This window comes from Sphingomonas sp. LR59 (assembly GCF_036855945.1).
Classification (GTDB): Bacteria; Pseudomonadota; Alphaproteobacteria; order Sphingomonadales; family Sphingomonadaceae; genus Sphingomonas.
Genome location: NZ_JASPFL010000001.1, coordinates 2041059 through 2057999, shown reverse-complemented (window position 1 = coordinate 2057999; position 16941 = coordinate 2041059). Strand labels below are relative to the sequence as shown.

12 protein-coding genes and 1 pseudogene are annotated in these 16941 nt (G+C 66.7%); 10 read left to right on the top strand and 3 right to left on the bottom strand.

Annotated features, from left to right (window positions below):
- Positions 1 to 26: 26 nt before the first annotated feature.
- A pseudogene (locus QP164_RS09465) lies at positions 27 to 2149 on the bottom strand (alpha-glucuronidase family glycosyl hydrolase).
- A gap of 151 nt (positions 2150 to 2300) precedes the next feature.
- On the opposite strand from QP164_RS09465, the gene QP164_RS09460 reads away from it, so the two are divergent.
- From QP164_RS09460 to QP164_RS09440, 5 genes are read left to right on the top strand one after another with little or no spacing between them, the layout of a single operon-like run.
- Positions 2301 to 4673: a glycoside hydrolase family 3 N-terminal domain-containing protein gene (locus QP164_RS09460; RefSeq protein WP_333924227.1), complete on the top strand. Its 2373-nt coding sequence runs from the start codon at positions 2301 to 2303 to the stop codon at positions 4671 to 4673.
- A gap of 10 nt (positions 4674 to 4683) precedes the next feature.
- A complete protein-coding gene (gene manD / locus QP164_RS09455; protein WP_307086701.1) occupies positions 4684 to 5895 on the top strand; it encodes a D-mannonate dehydratase ManD in 1212 nt (403 codons plus the stop codon).
- Positions 5889 to 7175, top strand: coding sequence for an MFS transporter (locus tag QP164_RS09450; protein ID WP_333924226.1), 1287 nt, complete (start codon positions 5889 to 5891; stop codon positions 7173 to 7175). The genes manD and QP164_RS09450 overlap by 7 nt, the downstream gene beginning before the upstream one ends.
- A complete protein-coding gene (gene uxaC, locus QP164_RS09445) occupies positions 7172 to 8584 on the top strand; it encodes a glucuronate isomerase (RefSeq protein WP_333922975.1) in 1413 nt (470 codons plus the stop codon). Before QP164_RS09450 ends, uxaC begins: the two co-directional genes overlap by 4 nt.
- Entirely contained in the window at positions 8581 to 10074 is a 1494-nt protein-coding gene (locus tag QP164_RS09440) for a mannitol dehydrogenase family protein (protein WP_333922974.1), read from the top strand. The genes uxaC and QP164_RS09440 overlap by 4 nt, the downstream gene beginning before the upstream one ends.
- A gap of 29 nt (positions 10075 to 10103) precedes the next feature.
- On the opposite strand, the gene QP164_RS09435 is transcribed toward QP164_RS09440, so the two are convergent.
- Positions 10104 to 10469, bottom strand: a complete 366-nt coding sequence (locus tag QP164_RS09435) for a DUF4440 domain-containing protein (protein ID WP_132898013.1) — start codon at positions 10467 to 10469, stop codon at positions 10104 to 10106.
- Positions 10470 to 10719: 250 nt separating this feature from the next.
- On the opposite strand from QP164_RS09435, the gene QP164_RS09430 reads away from it, so the two are divergent.
- The gene (locus tag QP164_RS09430; protein ID WP_333922973.1) at positions 10720 to 11646 is read left to right on the top strand and encodes an L-lactate dehydrogenase; all 927 of its coding nucleotides are present in this window, start codon (positions 10720 to 10722) and stop codon (positions 11644 to 11646) included.
- Positions 11647 to 11711: 65 nt separating this feature from the next.
- Here QP164_RS09430 and rpsU read toward each other — a convergent pair whose 3' ends face one another.
- Complete coding sequence (rpsU, locus tag QP164_RS09425; protein ID WP_031393196.1) at positions 11712 to 11912, bottom strand: 30S ribosomal protein S21; 201 nt, start codon at positions 11910 to 11912, stop codon at positions 11712 to 11714.
- A gap of 317 nt (positions 11913 to 12229) precedes the next feature.
- On the opposite strand from rpsU, the gene QP164_RS09420 reads away from it, so the two are divergent.
- From QP164_RS09420 to QP164_RS09405, 4 genes are all read left to right on the top strand, one after another.
- A complete protein-coding gene (locus tag QP164_RS09420) occupies positions 12230 to 12913 on the top strand; it encodes an NAD(P)H-dependent oxidoreductase (RefSeq protein WP_333922972.1) in 684 nt (227 codons plus the stop codon).
- 114 nt (positions 12914 to 13027) lie between these two features.
- Positions 13028 to 15424: a phosphoketolase family protein gene (locus QP164_RS09415; RefSeq protein WP_333922971.1), complete on the top strand. Its 2397-nt coding sequence runs from the start codon at positions 13028 to 13030 to the stop codon at positions 15422 to 15424.
- The gene (locus QP164_RS09410) at positions 15412 to 16437 is read left to right on the top strand and encodes an acetate/propionate family kinase (protein WP_333922970.1); all 1026 of its coding nucleotides are present in this window, start codon (positions 15412 to 15414) and stop codon (positions 16435 to 16437) included. Before QP164_RS09415 ends, QP164_RS09410 begins: the two co-directional genes overlap by 13 nt.
- 129 nt (positions 16438 to 16566) lie before the next feature.
- Complete coding sequence (locus tag QP164_RS09405) at positions 16567 to 16851, top strand: hypothetical protein (RefSeq protein WP_333922969.1); 285 nt, start codon at positions 16567 to 16569, stop codon at positions 16849 to 16851.
- Positions 16852 to 16941: the final 90 nt, after the last annotated feature.

Genomic DNA, 16941 nt, shown 5'->3' with positions numbered 1-16941 from the left:
CGCTGCGTGGACAGACGGCCGGGGAATCATTGCGGGTTGCCGGGGGCATAGGGAAAGCGTTGCGCTTTGTACCATGCCAGATCGTGCGCAGGCGCCGTGGCACCCGCCGGCAGCGGCAGGCCGTTGACCGACATCCAATAGGCGAGGCTCGCGTCGCGCCACCATCTGGCCTCACGCTGCTGGACCGCGAGATAGGTCGCGGTCTTCGCCCAGCGCTCGGCGTCGATCGATGGTTTCAAGGCATCCCATTGCCGCTGCATGTCGCCGACATAGCCGACGCCGGAATCATAATCATGGACCATCTCCGCCCATAAAGTCCGGCCTGACGCCATCCGCCGATCCCACGCGACGTGGTGGAACCACAGCAGCTCGCGCTCCGGCGTGGTCGCCGGGTCGGCGAGCGTGCGGGCGAGGGCAGGGGCGTATTGCGCCACCGCGTTGCTGCCCGTCCTGGTCCGGTCGAAGCCGATCCCGGCCTTGTCGGCGCGGTGGTAATAGACCGGGTTCCATTCGGGGCGCTTCAGGTCCGAGACCCAGGGGCGGGACCATAATGATGCCCCGTCGCCATGACGTGCGCGAGCCCCAGGGGCGTCATGTAGTCGACCACCGCCTCACGCGATCCCATCATCATCGCCACGACCGGATCGACGGTCCCGGGGGAGGGGGCAAAGGTCATCGCCGCCCATTCGCGCGCGACGGGGGCTGCGCCGAGCGTCGGATCCCACGCCATCCGCCCGAACGTGTACCAGTTCGCCTGGTTGAACGTCGAGCCCGCCCAGTCGCGGTCGCGCCCGATATTGGCGACCCCCGCCATGCCGGTAAGACTATGGCCCTCAACCGACCCATCGACGACGTCCGCGACGGTCTCGCCAGGTGTCCGCATCGTCTCGCTCGCCAAGGTCTCGGCGAACAGCGGCCCGAGATAGGCGAGGTGCGTCGCGAAACCGAGATACTCCTTGGTGATCTGGAACTCGATCATCAGCGGGGTCTTGGGCATCGCCCCGAACAGCGGGTGGAACGGTTCGCGCGGCTGGAAATCGATCGCGCCGTTCTTGACCTGGACGATGACGTTCTTGGCGAACTTGCCGTCGAGCGGCTTGAACTCGGTATAGGCCTGTTTCGCGCGGTCGTCCGGGTCGGTCTCGGCATAAACGAACGCACGCCACATCACGATCCCGCCATGCGGCGCCACCGCGGCGGCGAGCATGTTGGCGCCGTCCGCGTGGCTGCGGTGATAATCGCGCGGGCCGGGCTGGCCCTCGCTGTTCGCCTTGACCAGGAAGCCGCCGAAATCGGGAATGCTGCGATAGATCTCGTCGGTCTTCGCCTTCCACCACGCCGCGACCTGCGGGTCGAGCGGATCGGCGGTCTTCAGGCCACCGATCTCGATCGGAGCCGAGAATCGCGCCGACAGATACACCTTGATCCCGTACGGCCGGAACACATCGGCCAACGCCGCGGCCTTCGCGATATACGGCGCGGTCAGGCTGTCGGCCTTCGCGTTGACGTTGTTGAGGACGGTGCCGTTGATCCCGATCGATGCGTTGGCGCGCGCGTAATCGGTGTAGCGCGGATCGCGGAAGTCGGGGAGCGTCCACCAGTCCCACAGCGACACGCCGGCATAGCCGCGCTCGACCACGCCATCGAGATTGTCCCAATGGTTGAGCACGCGCAATTTTACGCGGGGGCTCGAGGTCAGGGCGATGCGGTCGAGGCTGCCACCGGTCTGGAGGTGCCGCAGTAGCGCGAAGCTGCCGTAGAGCACGCCGCGATCGGTGTTGGCGGTGACGAGGAGTGTGCGGCGGCCGCCGATCGTGACCTGTCCGACGCGGTATCCTTCGTCGCCGAGCGCGGCCAGGGGCAAGCCGAGCGCCGCGACGTCGCGATCGTTGGCGGTGGCCAACAGGATCGGTGACGTGCTCGTCCCGAACAAACCCGCGCCGCGCCGCAATTCCTCCGCCGCCACCCGGAGCGTCGGCGTGTCGCCGTGCGCTTCGATCGTCGGGATACTGCGCGTGGGCGCTGTCGCAGGGACGTGATAGCGAAGCCAGAGGTCATAGCCGTCTTCGGCCTGCGCCGGTCCGGTCAAACCAATTACCGCGCCGAACAGCAGCGCGAACTTACCGATCCATCGGCCGAATTGCGTCATAATCCTCTCCCGCCGTTCCGCGCTACATTGACAGGATCGCGGATGATCAGCCATGTTATCGCTATCACGACGACGGCTTCGACAGCAATGCCGCGTTTCATATTAGGAGATAATCGTGGCTGATACGGAGACAGCAGGGATCGTACCGCCCATGACGCCGACACGGCGCGACCTTTTCGGGTTGCTCGGCTCCGTCTCAATCGTGGGGCTCGTTCCCGGTGTCGCGCAGGCCGCGACGGCGGCCCCGATCTACCGTGATGCGCGCGCGCCGGTCGACCTTCGGGTCCGTGATCTGATGGCGCGGATGACGCTCGAGGAGAAAGTTGGCCAGACCATTTCGCTGTGGGCGACCAAGGCGGACGTGATGACGGCCGGCGGTCTGACGTTCGATCCCGCGCGGGCGACCGCGGCGTATCCGGCTGGGTTCGGGCAGGTGACGCGGCCTTCGGATTTGCGCGGCGGGCCATCGGTGGCGGCGGTGGCAGGCGGCACCGGTGCACGGTTCCGCGGCTCGGCTTCGACGATCGCGTTCGTCAACGCGGTCCAGCGCTGGGCGCGCGGCACGCGGCTCGGCATTCCGGTGATCTTCCACGAGGAATCGCTACACGGCTATATGGCGCCCGACGCGACGATGTTCCCGCAGGCGATCGGCATGGCCGGCAGCTTCGATCGCGACCTCATGCGACGCGCGCAGGCGATCATCGGTCGCGAGGTGCGCGCGCATGGCAGCCACCTCTCGCTGTCGCCGGTCGTCGACATCGCCCGCGATCCGCGCTGGGGCCGGATCGAGGAGACGTTCGGCGAGGATCCCTATCTATGCGGCGAGATGGGGGTGGCCGCGGTCGAGGGGCTGCAGGGCGACAGCACGACCCTCGCCCCCGGCAAGGTCTTCGCCACGCTGAAGCACATGACCGGCCACGGCCAGCCCCAGGCGGGCAATAATATCGGCCCGGCACCGATCGGCGAGCGAGAACTGCGCGAGAGCTTCTTCCCGCCGTTCCGCGCGGTCGTGACGCGCACCGGGATCGGCGCGGTGATGCCGTCCTATAACGAGATCGACGGCGTGCCGAGCCATGCGAACCACTGGCTGCTCGGCGACGTGCTGCGCGGCGAATGGGGATTTTCGGGGGCGATCGTCAGCGATTACGGCGCGATCGAGGAACTTGATACGATCCACCACGTCGCGCGCGACCTGAACGGTGCGGCGCGGCTGGCGTTGGCGGCGGGCGTCGACAGCGCGTTGCCGGACGGGATCGCGTTCCGGACATTGCCCGCGCAGGTGCGTGCGGGGACGGTGCCGATCGCGCAGGTCGACGCGGCGTGCGCGCGGATGCTGGCGCTGAAGTTTCGCGCCGGGCTGTTCGAGGAGTCAGCGGTCGATCCACGCGCCGCCGCTCGCCTGACCGGCAATGCCGAAGCGCGGGGCGTTGCGCTGGAGGCCGCGCGGCAATCGATGTGCCTGCTCACCAACGACGGCACGCTGCCGCTTGCGCCGAAGGGCAAGATTGCGGTGATCGGGCCCAATGCAGCGATCGCACGGCTCGGCGGCTATTCCGCGCCGCCACGCCAGACGGTGTCGCTGCTCGACGGCGTGCGCGCGCTGGTCGGCGGCGCGGCGACGATCGTCCATGCGCAGGGCGTGTTCATCACGCAGAGCGAGGATCGGTCGCAGGACGAGGTGCTGCTCGCCGATCCTGAAAAGAACCGCGCGCTGATCGCCGAGGCGGTCGAGGTCGCGCGCGGCGCCGATACGATCATCCTCGCGATCGGCGATACCGAGCAGACCAGTCGCGAGGGGTTCTCAGCGAACCACCTCGGCGATCGCACCACGCTGGACCTGCTCGGCGAGCAGAACGCGCTGTTCGACGCGCTGCATGCCCTGGGCAAGCCGATCGTGATCGCCGCGATCAACGGTCGTCCGCCGAGCTGGCCGACCGTGATCGCGAAGGCGAACGCGGTGCTCGAATGCTGGTATCCGGGGCAGGAGGGCGGCACCGCGATGGCCGAGGCGCTGTTCGGACGGATCAATCCGGGTGCCAAGCTGCCCGTGACGGTGGTCCGCGAGGTCGGGCAGGTGCCGTTCTATTACAACCGCAAGCCGTCGACGCAGCGCGGTTACCTGTTCGCAGAGACGGCGCCGCTGTTCCCCTTTGGGCACGGGCTTAGCTACACGCGCTTCGAGGTCAGCGCACCGCGGCTGTCGGCGGCGAAGATCGGCATCGCCGGCAGCGTCGGGGTCGAGGTCGACGTCGCCAATATCGGCCAGCGTGCCGGCGACGAGGTCGTTCAGGTCTATGTCCGCGACCAGGTGTCGTCGGTGGCGCGGCCGGTGATGGAATTGAAGGGGTTCGAACGCGTGACGCTCGCGCCCGGCGAGCGGCGGACGCTGCGCTTCACGCTTGGCCCCGACGCGTTCGCGCTGTGGGACGTCGACATGCGCCAGGTCGTCGAACCCGGCCTGTTCACGATCATGGCCGGGCCGAGTTCGGCACAGCTCAAATCCGCCATCCTCGAAATCGCCTGAAGGAGCCGCGATGCCCAAGATCGTTTCCGCCCGCGTCATCGTCACCTGTCCGGGGCGTAACTTCGTCACGCTGAAGATCGAATGCGACGACGGCACCACCGGGCTCGGCGATGCCACGCTCAACGGTCGCGAACTTAGCGTCGCGAGCTACCTGACCGATCACGTCGTGCCATGCCTGATCGGCCGCGACGCGCACCGGATCGAGGACGTCTGGCAGTATCTCTACAAGGGCGCGTACTGGCGGCGCGGGCCCGTGACGATGGCGGCGATCGCGGCGGTCGACACGGCATTGTGGGACATCAAGGGCAAGCTCGCCGGCATGCCGGTATACCAGTTGCTTGGCGGTGCGGCGCGCGACGCGTGCATGGTCTACGCGCACGCCAACGGCACGACGATCGAGGATACGATCGCGGTCGCGAAGGCCGAGCAGGCGAAGGGTTACAAGGCGATCCGGCTGCAGTGCGGCGTGCCGGGGCTCGCCTCGACCTACGGCGTCGCCAAGCACGGTGCGCGCTACGAGCCCGCCGATGCCGACCTGCCGAGCGAAAGCGTATGGTCGACCGAGAAATACCTGCGTGTCGTCCCCGAACTGTTCAAGGCCGCGCGCGAGGCGATGGGTTGGGATGTGCACCTGCTCCACGACATTCATCACCGGCTGACGCCGATCGAGGCGGGGCGGCTCGGCAAGGCGCTCGAGCCGTACAATCTCTTCTGGATCGAGGACCCGACGCCGGCCGAGAACCAGGAGGCGTTCAAGCTGATCCGCCACCACACGACGACGCCGATCGCGGTGGGTGAGGTGTTCAATTCGATATGGGACGCGAAGGACCTGATCCAGAACCAGCTGATCGACTATATCCGCGCGACCGTCGTCCATGCCGGCGGCATCACGCACCTGCGCCGGATCGCCTCGTTCGCCGACCTGTATCAGATCCGCACCGGCTGCCACGGCGCGACCGACCTGTCGCCGGTGGCAATGGCCGCCGCGCTCCATTTCGGGCTGTCGGTCCCTAATTTCGGCGTGCAGGAGCATATGCCGCACACCGACGAGACCGATGCGGTCTTCCCGCACGCGTACAGCTTCGACGACGGCATGATGCATCCGGGCGAGGCGCCGGGGCTGGGCGTCGACATCGACGAGGATCTTGCCGCGACCTACGACTATAAGCGCGCCTATCTTCCGGTCGCGCGTCTCGAGGATGGCACGCTGTGCAACTGGTGAACTCGGCCACGCCAGCAACCGAGAAACCGCGCGGGAAAGTGCGGTGGATCGTCTGCGCGCTGCTCTTCGCCGCCGTCGCGCTCAGCTATATCGACCGGCTCGTGCTGCCGGTGCTCAAGCCCGAATTGCAGGCGCGCTACAATTGGAGCGAGCAGGGCTATGCCGATCTCGCGATCGCGTTCCAGGCGGCGTACGGCATCGCCTATGTCCTGTTCGGACGGTTCGTCGACCGGGTCGGCGCGAAGATCGGCTACGCGGTCGCGGTGACTCTGTGGACGATCGGTCATGTCGCGCATGCGCTGTTCACCAGTGCGGGCATGATGATCTTCGCGCGCATCCCGCTCGCGATCGGCGAGGCCGGTGCGTTCCCGGCCGCACTCGCCGCGGCGAACGAATGGTTTCCGCAACGCGAGCGTGCGCTGGCGATCGGCATCTTCAACGCGGGCTCGAACGTCGGCGCGATCCTCACGCCGTTGATCGTGCCGGTGATCGCGGTGACGTTCGGCTGGCGGATGGCGTTCATCGCGACCGGCGCGCTGACCGTGCTCTGGCTGGTCGCCTGGCTCGCCTTCTACCGATCGCCGCGCAAGCATCCGCGCGTCACGCCTGAGGAACTGGTCTGGATCGAGGCGGACCCCGTGCCCGCCGCCAAGCCGGTCCGCTGGCGCACGCTGCTGCGCTTGCGGCAGACCTGGGCGTATATGCTCGGTCGCTTTCTGATCGATCCGGTGTGGTGGACCTTCCTGTTCTGGCTGCCCGATTTCTTCAACCGGCAATACGGCGTGAAGATGCTCGATTTCGGGCCGCCGCTGGTTGCCGTGTATGTGCTCGCCGATGTCGGATCGGTCGCGGGCGGCTGGTTCTCGTCGCGGCTGCTGGCACGCGGCCAGACGCCGAACCGCGCACGGAAGACCGCATTGTTCGCCTGCGCGTTGTTCGCGTTGCCGATCATCTTCGCCGCGCAGGCGCCCGGACTCTGGTGGGCGGTCGTGGCGATCGGCCTGGCGTGCGCCTGTCATCAAGGCTTCTCCGCCAACGTGTACGCGATCCCCGGCGACCTGTTCCCACGCGGCATGGGCGGATCGGTGATCGGTCTCGGCGGGCTGGCGGGCGCATGCGGCGGCATGCTGATGGCCAAGTTCGCGGGCACGATCCTGGCGGGCGTCGGCAGCTACGGCCCGATTTTCGCGGTCGCCGGCTGCGCCTATTTCGTTGCGTTGCTGGTTATCCACCTGCTCGTCCCGCACTATACCCCCGTCGATCCGGAACGCCTCGCATGACCCATCCGCTACGCCTCCACCCCGATCGCCTGTTCCCCAGCGACGGTCGTACCCGCGACATCGCCCGCGCGCTGCATGCGGGCGTGAAGGACCTGCCGATCGTCAGTCCGCACGGCCATACCGATCCGGCATGGTTCGCGCGGGACGAGGCGTTCAGCGATCCCGCCTCGCTGCTGATCGTCCCCGATCATTATGTGTTCCGGATGCTCTACAGCCAGGGCGTGCCACTCGACGCGCTTGGCGTGCCGACCGTGGATGGCAGTACGACCGAGACCGACCCGCGCAAGATTTGGCGCATCTTCGCGGAGAACTACCCTCTGTTCCGCGGCACGCCGTCGCGGATGTGGCTCGACTGGGTGTTCGCCGAGGCATTCGGGATCGACGTCCGCCTCGAACCCGCGACCGCCGACCTGTATTACGACACGATCGACGCCGCGGTGAAGACGCCAGCCTTCCGCCCGCGCGCGCTGTTCGACCGGTTTGGTATCGAGCTGATCGCGACGACCGAAAGCCCGCTCGACCCGCTCGAGCACCATGTCGCGATCCGCGCGAGCGACTGGAACGGCCGCGTCGTCACCGCCTATCGCCCCGATCCCGTCGTCGATCCGGAGACGCCGGGCTTCGCCGCCAACGTCCGCCGCTTCGGCGAGACCGCTAACGAAGATGTCGGCAGCTATGCGGGCTATCTTGCCGCGCACCGTTTCCACCGCGCGCGCTTCCGCGATGCCGGGGCCACCTCGACCGATCACGGCCACCCGTCGGCGGCGACCGCGGATCTGACACCCGCCGAAGCCGAGGCGCTCTACGCCCGCGTCATGGCGCAGCCGACCGCCGCGGAGTCCGAACTCTTCCGCGCACAGATGCTGACCGAGATGGCGGCGATGTCGGTCGAGGACGGCATGGTGATGCAGTTGCACCCTGCCGTATCGCGTAGCCACAACGCCTCGGTGCTCGCGCGTTTCGGCCGCGACAAGGGTGGCGACATCCCGCTGCCCGGCGAGTTCGTCCGCGCGCTGAAACCACTGCTCGACCGGTTCGGCAACGACCCGGCGCTGACGCTGATCCTGTTCACGCTCGACGAGGATACCTACTCCCGCGAACTCGCCCCGCTCGCCGGCCACTACCCGTCGTTGCGGCTTGGGCCGCCCTGGTGGTTCCACGATAGTCCCGAGGGTATGCGCCGCTTCCGCGAACGCGCAACGGAGACCGCCGGCTTCTACAACACGGTCGGCTTCAACGACGACACCCGCGCCTTCCTCTCGATCCCCGCGCGGCACGACGTTGCGCGCAGGATGGACTGCGCGTTCCTTGCCAAACTGGTCGCCGAACACCGGCTCGAAGAGGACGAAGCGCATGAGGTCGCCCGCGCGCTCGCTTATGATCTCGTCAAACAGGCGTACCGGCTGTGAGGCTGTCTACCGCCACGTTTGACCGGTTGCCCGCCGCCGTTGCACGTCCGACCTACGACCGGTCGCGCGTCAAGCGCGGCGTGGTGCATCTCGGCATTGGCGCATTCCACCGCGCGCATCAGGCGGCGGTGTTCGAGCAAGCGCTGGCAGCCGGCGATCTGCGCTGGGGCATCACCGGCGTATCGCTGCGATCCGCGGGCGTCCGCGACCAGCTGGCGCCGCAGGATGGTCTCTACACGCTCGTCGTCCGTGACGGCGAAGGGGAGCGCTTGCAGGTCATCGGCGCGGTCATGGACTTGCTCGTTGCGCCGGAGGATCCGGCCGCGGTGGTTGCCGCGCTGGCGTCGGCGCACACGCACATCGTGACGCTGACGATCACCGAAAAAGGCTACAAGCTCGACCGCGCGACGGGCAAATTGCAGGCCGGCGATGCCGATGTCGCGCACGATCTGGCCTCGCTCGACGCGCCGCGGACCGCACCCGGGTTCCTCGTCGCCGGGCTCGCGGCGCGCCATGCGGCGGGCACCGGCCCGCTGACGATCCTCTCGTGCGACAATCTGCCACACAACGGCACGCTGTTGCGCGACGCGGTACTGGCGATGGCGGCGGCGCACGATGCGGACCTGCGTGACTGGATCGCTGCCACCGTGACGTTCCCGCAGACGATGGTTGACCGGATCGTGCCCGCCACCACGCCCGCCGATATTGCCGCGCTGGCGAATACGCTTGGGGTCGAAGATTACGCGATGGTGAAGGCGGAGCCGTTCACCCAGTGGGTAATCGAGGATCGCTTCGCCGGCGAACGGCCCGACCTGGCGGCGTTCGGCGTGCAACTGACCGACGCGGTGGCGCCATGGGAGGACGCCAAGCTCCGGCTGCTCAATGGCGCGCACTCGGCGATCGCCTATCTCGGTGGGCTCGCCGGGTTCGACTTCGTCCACGAGGTCGTCGCGCTGCCCGCGGCGCGCGCGTTCGTCGAGGCGCTATGGGACGAGAGCGTTACGACGCTCGATCCCCCTGCCGCGCTCGATGTCGCGCAATACCGGGCGGCGTTGATGGCGCGCTTTGCCAACCCCGCGCTCCAGCATCGCACCCGCCAGATCGCGATGGATGGCTCGCAGAAACTGCCGCAACGGCTGCTCGCGCCAATCGCGGACCGTCGTGCAGCCGGGTTATCGGTCGACGCCTTGGCGCTGGCCGTCGCAGCCTGGATGCGGTGGCAGTCGGGAGTCACGGATACGGGGGAGGGCTTCACGATCGACGATCCGATCAGCGACCGTCTCGGAAAAGCGGTTCGCGACGCGACGACGACCCAGGAGCGGGTCGATGCGCTGCTGGCTTTGCTGTCGTTCAGGCCCGACCGGGATTTACGGAACGCGATCGTGGCAAACCTGGTAAACCTCGAAAACTCGGGCGCAATATCGGCGATCAACGCCGTCCTTGGCAGCCTCGCTCCGCGTGGAAAGGGCGAGGAAATCACCTCGCCCTGACCTAGACCGTCCGGATCCTGACGCGGCTGTCAGGCGACGGATGCCTTGAGTGCGGGCGTCTGCTGATGCTGGACCACGCGCCACTCCTCATGCTCCAGCCGGCGCATCGTTGTGGTGCAATAGGCGGTATAGCCGTCGGCGCCCTCACGGCGGGCTTCGGCCTTGTAGGCGATCGCGATCAGGCCCTCCTGCGGGCGCATGATCTGTTGCTCGCTGAACGTCACGCTCGACCACCGCGGTGTATCGGCGACGGCTTCGATCGCCTGAGCGCCGGTGAGGACGAACGGCTGTTCCGGCAAGACCATGACGCATTCGTCGTCGATCAGCGCGCGATAATGGGCTGCGTCGCCGGTCCACAGACTTTCCTCGAATTCCCAAATCCTGGTGTCGTCCATCGTTGCGTCTCCTTCGCTGATAGGGGAGCGTCAGGGACTCCAAAACGTTCCGCGAAGCTGATGATAACGTGACGTCTTTTTCGAAAGCAGCGCTGCGGATCGGCGATATTCGCCCGATCGAGAACGCGCCTATGCGTCCATGTCATTCGATCGATGGTTGGCGCAGGCAAGACCAGCGTGTCGCCATTGATAATTTGCGCCGATAGTCTGCGCCGAGAGTCTGGGCGGCGCCCCGAATGGGAGTTCACCAATGCCTGTTTCATCCCGTATCGCTATCGTCGGTGCCGGCAACGTCGGCGCCACGACCGCCTATGCGCTGATGCTCCGCGGGCTGTTCGCCGAGATCGTGCTGATCGATACCGATAGCGATCGCGCCACCGCCGAAGCGACCGACATCGCCGACGCCAACGCGATCGCGCGGCCGGCGCGGATCTGGGCGGGCGACTATGCCGATGCCAGGGAAGCAAGCATTCTCGTGATCACCGCCGGAGCCGCGACTGCCGATGGAGAGGCCCGGACGTCGGTTGCCGGCAAAAGCGCGGTCATCGTGCGCACGTGCGTCGACGCGGCAATGGCGGCGGGGTTCGACGGCATTCTGGTCGTCGCATCCAATCCCGCCGACGCCATGGCGCAGGTGGCGCAGGCGACCTCCGGATTGCCGGCGGCGCGGGTGATCGGCACCGGCACGCTGCTCGACAGCAATCGGTTCAGGAAGCGCGTGGCGGACCAACTCGCGATCGCTCCCGGCGCGGTCGAAGGGGTGGTCCTGGGCGAGCACGGGGACAGCGAAGTCATGGCCTATTCCAGCGTGCGAATCGGCGGCCTGGATCTCGACGCGTATCTGGATGGGGCAGCGTTCGACCGGGCTTCGGTCGCGCACGAGGTGGTGCGTGCCGGCTACACCATCAGTCACGGCAAGGGGCATACGTCGTTCGGCGTCGCGACCGCGATCGTCCGGATCTGCGAGGCGATCCAGCGTGACGAACATATCATACTGCCGGTGTCGGCAAAGCTCGATGGTCAGTTCGGGATTTCAGACCTGTATCTGAGCTTGCCATGCCTCGTCGGCGCGGCCGGGATCATGCGTATCCTGACGCCCGACTTGACGACCGAGGAGACGGCCGCGCTGCATGCGTCGGCCGACGCGCTGCGCCGCACGCTATCCGAATGCAAATAGGGCCGCGTCGATCGACGCGACCCTGCCGGCGCTATCTCAAATAGACGTCGCGCCGTCGGCGTGACTTAGTTGTCGCGCTCGGCGCGCTTGCGGTCTGCCTTGCGTGCGCGGCTGACGGCGGCAGCGTGTTCACGCGCGCGCTTCTCGGACGGCTTTTCATAATGCCGGCGCAACTTCATTTCACGATAGACGCCCTCGCGCTGCAACTTCTTCTTCAAAGCGCGGAGGGCCTGGTCGACGTTGTTGTCGCGAACGATGATCTGCATGGTAGAAAGGCTTTCGGCGCGCAGTGGCGCAATGGTGAGTCGCCGCCGCTTTATGGCGCCGACGAGTATAAGCCAAGCCCGGAAATGCATAGTCCTGCGCTGATCGCTACAATGCGGCACGATCCAGCTTGAGCCGATGCCCGATGCTGGCCGCGTTTCAGGGCGTGATGCGGGGGACAATCACCGCGCCCTGCGTAGTTCCCGAGGGTCACCGCGCTGGTGGTGAATCGATAGGCCATGCGGGACCCCCGACGTCGAAGCCATCCGCTGCTGCGGGGCGGACGGCGCGCGGAAAGCCTTTCTGCAAGGACGTTGCGATGATCGTCGACGAACGAATGCCAACCGACCGCAGGCACGCGGTGATCGTGTGCCATCCCGATCCGTCGAGTTTCAATCATGCGATCGCGCATACCTACCGCGACGCGGTCCGCGCGACGGGGCAGGGGGTCGTGCTCCGCGACCTGTATGCGATAGGCTTCGATCCGGTGCTGACGGCGGCAGAGCGACCGACGGATCGTATCGCGACATACCGCCAGGACGTGCTCGACGAGATCGCGGCTATCGAGGGCTGCGACGTGTTCGTCCTGATCTACCCGATCTGGTTCGGCACGCCGCCGGCGATGCTCAAGGGGTATGTCGAACGGGTGTTCGGCGCGGGCGTGCACCCCGACGCGCTGCAGGGCCGGGCGCGGACCAGCTTGCTGGGCGGCAGGCGCCTGCTGAGCTTTTCGACGTCGGCGGCCAGCAAGATCTGGCTCGACGAACAGGGCCAGGGGATAGGGCTGAACAGCGTTTTCGACCAGTATATCGTCCATGCCTTCGGAATGCGGTCGCAGGAACATCGGCGGTTCGCGCATATCGTGCCGGGTCTGAGCCCGCACCTTGCCCGCGGGTATCTCGAAGAGGTTTCGGCACAGGCGCGTCGCACCTGTGCGCAAGTCGCGTTCGGCGACGAGGCTCTGCTGTCCGACCCCGGTCTCATCGCGCAGATGGCGCGCTGATTATGGCGTATTTCGAAGGAAACCGCATGACCCGCATGATGCACGCCGGCGTCATATTCACGCCGATCGCGATCGGCGGCTCGACGTGTCCGATGGTAAAAAGGAGCGTCGAGCATGACCGTATTAGCGATGCCATCGTCCGTTGCGGCGCCTACCAAGACATATCCGCTGTCTCCCGACGTGTTGCGGCGGATGGATGCCTATTGGCGGGCGGCGAATTACCTGTCGGTCGGGCAGATCTACCTGCGTGACAATGCGTTGCTCGATCGGCCGCTGACGATCGCCGACGTGAAGCCGCGGCTGCTCGGCCACTGGGGTACGACGCCGGGGCTGAACTTCCTGTACGTCCATCTCAACCGGCTGATCGTCGAGCATGACCTCGACATGATCAACATCATCGGGCCGGGGCATGGTGGGCCGGGGCTGGTCGCGAACACCTATCTGGAGGGCTCGTACACCGAACGCTACCCGGCGATCGAGCGGAGCCGCAGCGGGATGCACCGGCTGTTCCGGCAATTCTCGTGGCCGGGCGGCATCCCGAGCCATGTCGCACCCGAGACGCCGGGATCGATGCACGAAGGCGGCGAGCTCGGCTATTCGCTGGCGCATGCCTACGGCGCGGCGTTCGACAATCCGGACCTGATCGTCACCTGCGTGGTCGGCGACGGCGAGGCGGAGACCGGCGCGCTGGCGGCGAGCTGGCATTCGAACAAGTTCCTCAACCCCGCGCGCGACGGGGCGGTGCTGCCGATCCTGCACCTCAACGGCTTCAAGATCGCCAACCCGACGGTCCTGGCGCGGATCGATGGGCATGAGCTCGACGCGTTGCTGCGCGGCTATGGGCATGAGCCCTATTATGTCGGCGGCAGTGATCCGGCGGCGGTCCACCAGCAGCTCGCGGCGGCGCTCGACAAGGCGCTGTCGAAGATCCAGGCGATCCAGGCGGCGGCGCGGATCGAGGGCGTGACGCCCGAACGACCGCGCTGGCCGATGATCGTGTTTCGCACGCCGAAGGGCTGGACCGGGCCGAAGTTCGTCGACGGCAAGCCGGTCGAGGGGACGTGGCGCGCGCACCAGGTGCCGATCGCGGACTTCAAGGATCCCGAGCATCTGCGCCAGCTTGAGGCTTGGATGCGGAGTTATCGGCCGGAAGAGCTGTTCGATGCGAACGGCAAGTTCCTGGACGAGTATGCCTCGCTCGCGCCGACCGGGCATCGGCGGATGGGATCGAACCCGCATGCCAATGGCGGCGAGTTGATGGTGTCGCTGTCGCTGCCCGATTTCCGGAGCTTTGCAGTGCCGGTGGTGACGCCGGGCAAGGTGAAGGCCGAGGCGACGCGGGTGTTTGGTCGGTATTTGCGCGACGTGATGAAGCTCAACCTGGCGACGGTGAACTTCCGGCTGTTCGGGCCGGACGAGACCGCGTCGAACCGATTGGCCGACGTGTACGACGTGTCGGGCAAGGTGTGGATGGCGGAGGTCGAGGCGGTCGATGAGAATCTCGGGCCCGACGGTCGGGTGATGGAGGTGTTGAGCGAGCATCTCTGCCAGGGCTGGCTCGAAGGGTATCTGCTGACCGGGCGGCACGGGCTGTTCTCGTGTTACGAGGCGTTCGTCCACATCGTCGACTCGATGGTCAACCAGCATGCCAAGTGGCTGAAGACGACCAGGACGATCCCTTGGCGGCGGCCGATCGCGTCGCTGAATTACCTGCTGACCTCGCATGTCTGGCGGCAGGATCACAACGGGCTGTCGCATCAGGATCCGGGGTTCATCGATCACGTCGCGAACAAGACCGCAGACGTCGCGCGGATTTATCTGCCGCCCGATGCGAACTGCCTGTTGTCGGTGGGCGACCATTGCCTGCGCAGCCGCGGCTATGTGAACGTGATCGTCGCCGGGAAACAGCCGGAGTGGCAATGGCTCGGGATCGACGCGGCGGTGCGGCATTGCACCGCGGGTGCCGGGATCTGGGACTGGGCGGGCGATGACGCCGACCCCGATGTGGTGATGGCGTGCGCGGGTGATGTGCCGACGCTGGAGACGCTGGCGGCGGTGACGCTGTTGAGGGCGTACGTGCCGGACATTCGCATCCGGGTGGTTAATGTGGTCGACCTGATGAGCCTGCAGCCGCGCTCGGAACATCTCCACGGGCTCGACGAGCGCGAGTTCGATGCGCTGTTTACGAAGGACACGCCGGTGATCTTCGCGTTCCACGGCTATCCGGCGATGATCCACAAGCTGACGTACCGGCGCGCCAATCACGCGAATATCCACGTCCGCGGGTATAAGGAAATGGGGACGACGACGACCCCGTTCGACATGGTCGTGCTGAACGATCTCGACCGGTACCGGCTGGCCCTCGACGCGATCGAGCGGATTCCGCGCTTCCGTACCCATGTGCCGCGCGAGACGGCGCGCTATTGGACGACGATGGAGCGACACAAGTTGTACATCGCCGAACAGGGCGACGATCTGCCGGAGGTGCGTGACTGGCAATGGTCGCGGTAGTTCTTGCGCTCAATAGCGGATCGTCGTCGCTGAAATACGGGCTGTACGCGGTGGACACCGAGCCGGTCCTGCTGGTCGGCGGGACGATCGAGACGGCCGAGCATCATGGCGACGATCACGCGCGGTTCTTCGACACGATCGAGACGGCGTTGCATGCAGGGCCGACGCCGACTGTGATCGGCCACCGGATCGTACATGGTGGCCCGCACCGCGACGCGCATTGCCGTATCGACGCTGCGGTGATGGCGGATCTGGAGGCGGCGTGCGCGCTCGCGCCGCTGCACGGGCCTGCATCGCTGGCGCTGATCCGGGCGGCTGAGATCCGCTATCCGGGGGTGCCGCAAGTCGCGTGCTTCGACACGGCGTTCCATGCGGGGATGCCGGACGTTGCGAAGACATTGCCCATACCCCGCGAGTACCGTGCGAACGGAGTCCGAAGATACGGCTTTCACGGCTTGTCCTGCGAGTCGATTGTGAACCAGTTGGGTGAGGCTATGCCACCACGACTGGTGATCGCGCATCTCGGCAATGGCGCGAGCGTGACCGCAGTGTGCGATGGCCGATCGATCGACACCAGCATGGGGCTGACCCCGTCTGGCGGTGTGATGATGGCGACGCGGACGGGGGATCTCGATCCGGGCATCCTCCTGTATCTACTACGCGAGGCGGGGCTCGATCAGGACTCGCTGGCAACGCTGGTCGACCACCGATCGGGGATGGCGGGCGTATCGGGACTGTCGGGTGACATGCGGGTCCTGCGCGCTGCCGCAACGGGTGACGCCGACCTCGCGATCCGGATGTTCGAAAGGTCGGTGTGCAAGCAGATCGCCGCGATGATCGCCTCGCTCGGCGGCGTGGACAGGCTCGTGCTGACCGGCGGCATCGGCGAGAATGATGCGGCGACCGGTCGGGCGATCCGCGCGGGTCTGGCCTGGGTGGCGGGGCTCGATATCCGCATCATGCCGTCGCAGGAGGATGCGCGGATCGCGTTCCACGCCGCCGCGCTTGGCTGACGAATATCGCGAAGTACGTGCTTTCCGAGTCCCGACGCCTTCGCCTGCCCGCGCTACTGTATTGATACGGATCAGGCCTTCGACACCCGCATCGTGCGGCAGCGAGGACGAGCCGGCGGGGACTTCGCCATGAACGCTATCCATACCGAGATGCTCTATTTCCAGCGCCGCCTCAACGCCACGCGAGCGATGGCCGATGCCGCCGCGGGGCCGTGCGCGCGTGTCGCGCATGAGACGCTTGCCCGTTTGTATGGCGAGACGCTGGCGGCACTCGCTGCGACGCTCCCGTGTTTGATGGCCGAACCGGTGGCTGCGATCCCGCGGCGTGCGTTGCGTGTCGAGCGCGGGGTGACGCCACCGACGCTGCGCCAGATGCCGGCCCGGTCTCGCCTGACGCTGAAGCTTGCCTGCTAGTGCGGTGAGCGACGTGCGTCTTGACGTTAAGCAGGGAAAGGTCGGCGGGCATCCCACCGCCTTTCCGTCGTCTTACCCCTCGGCATTCCA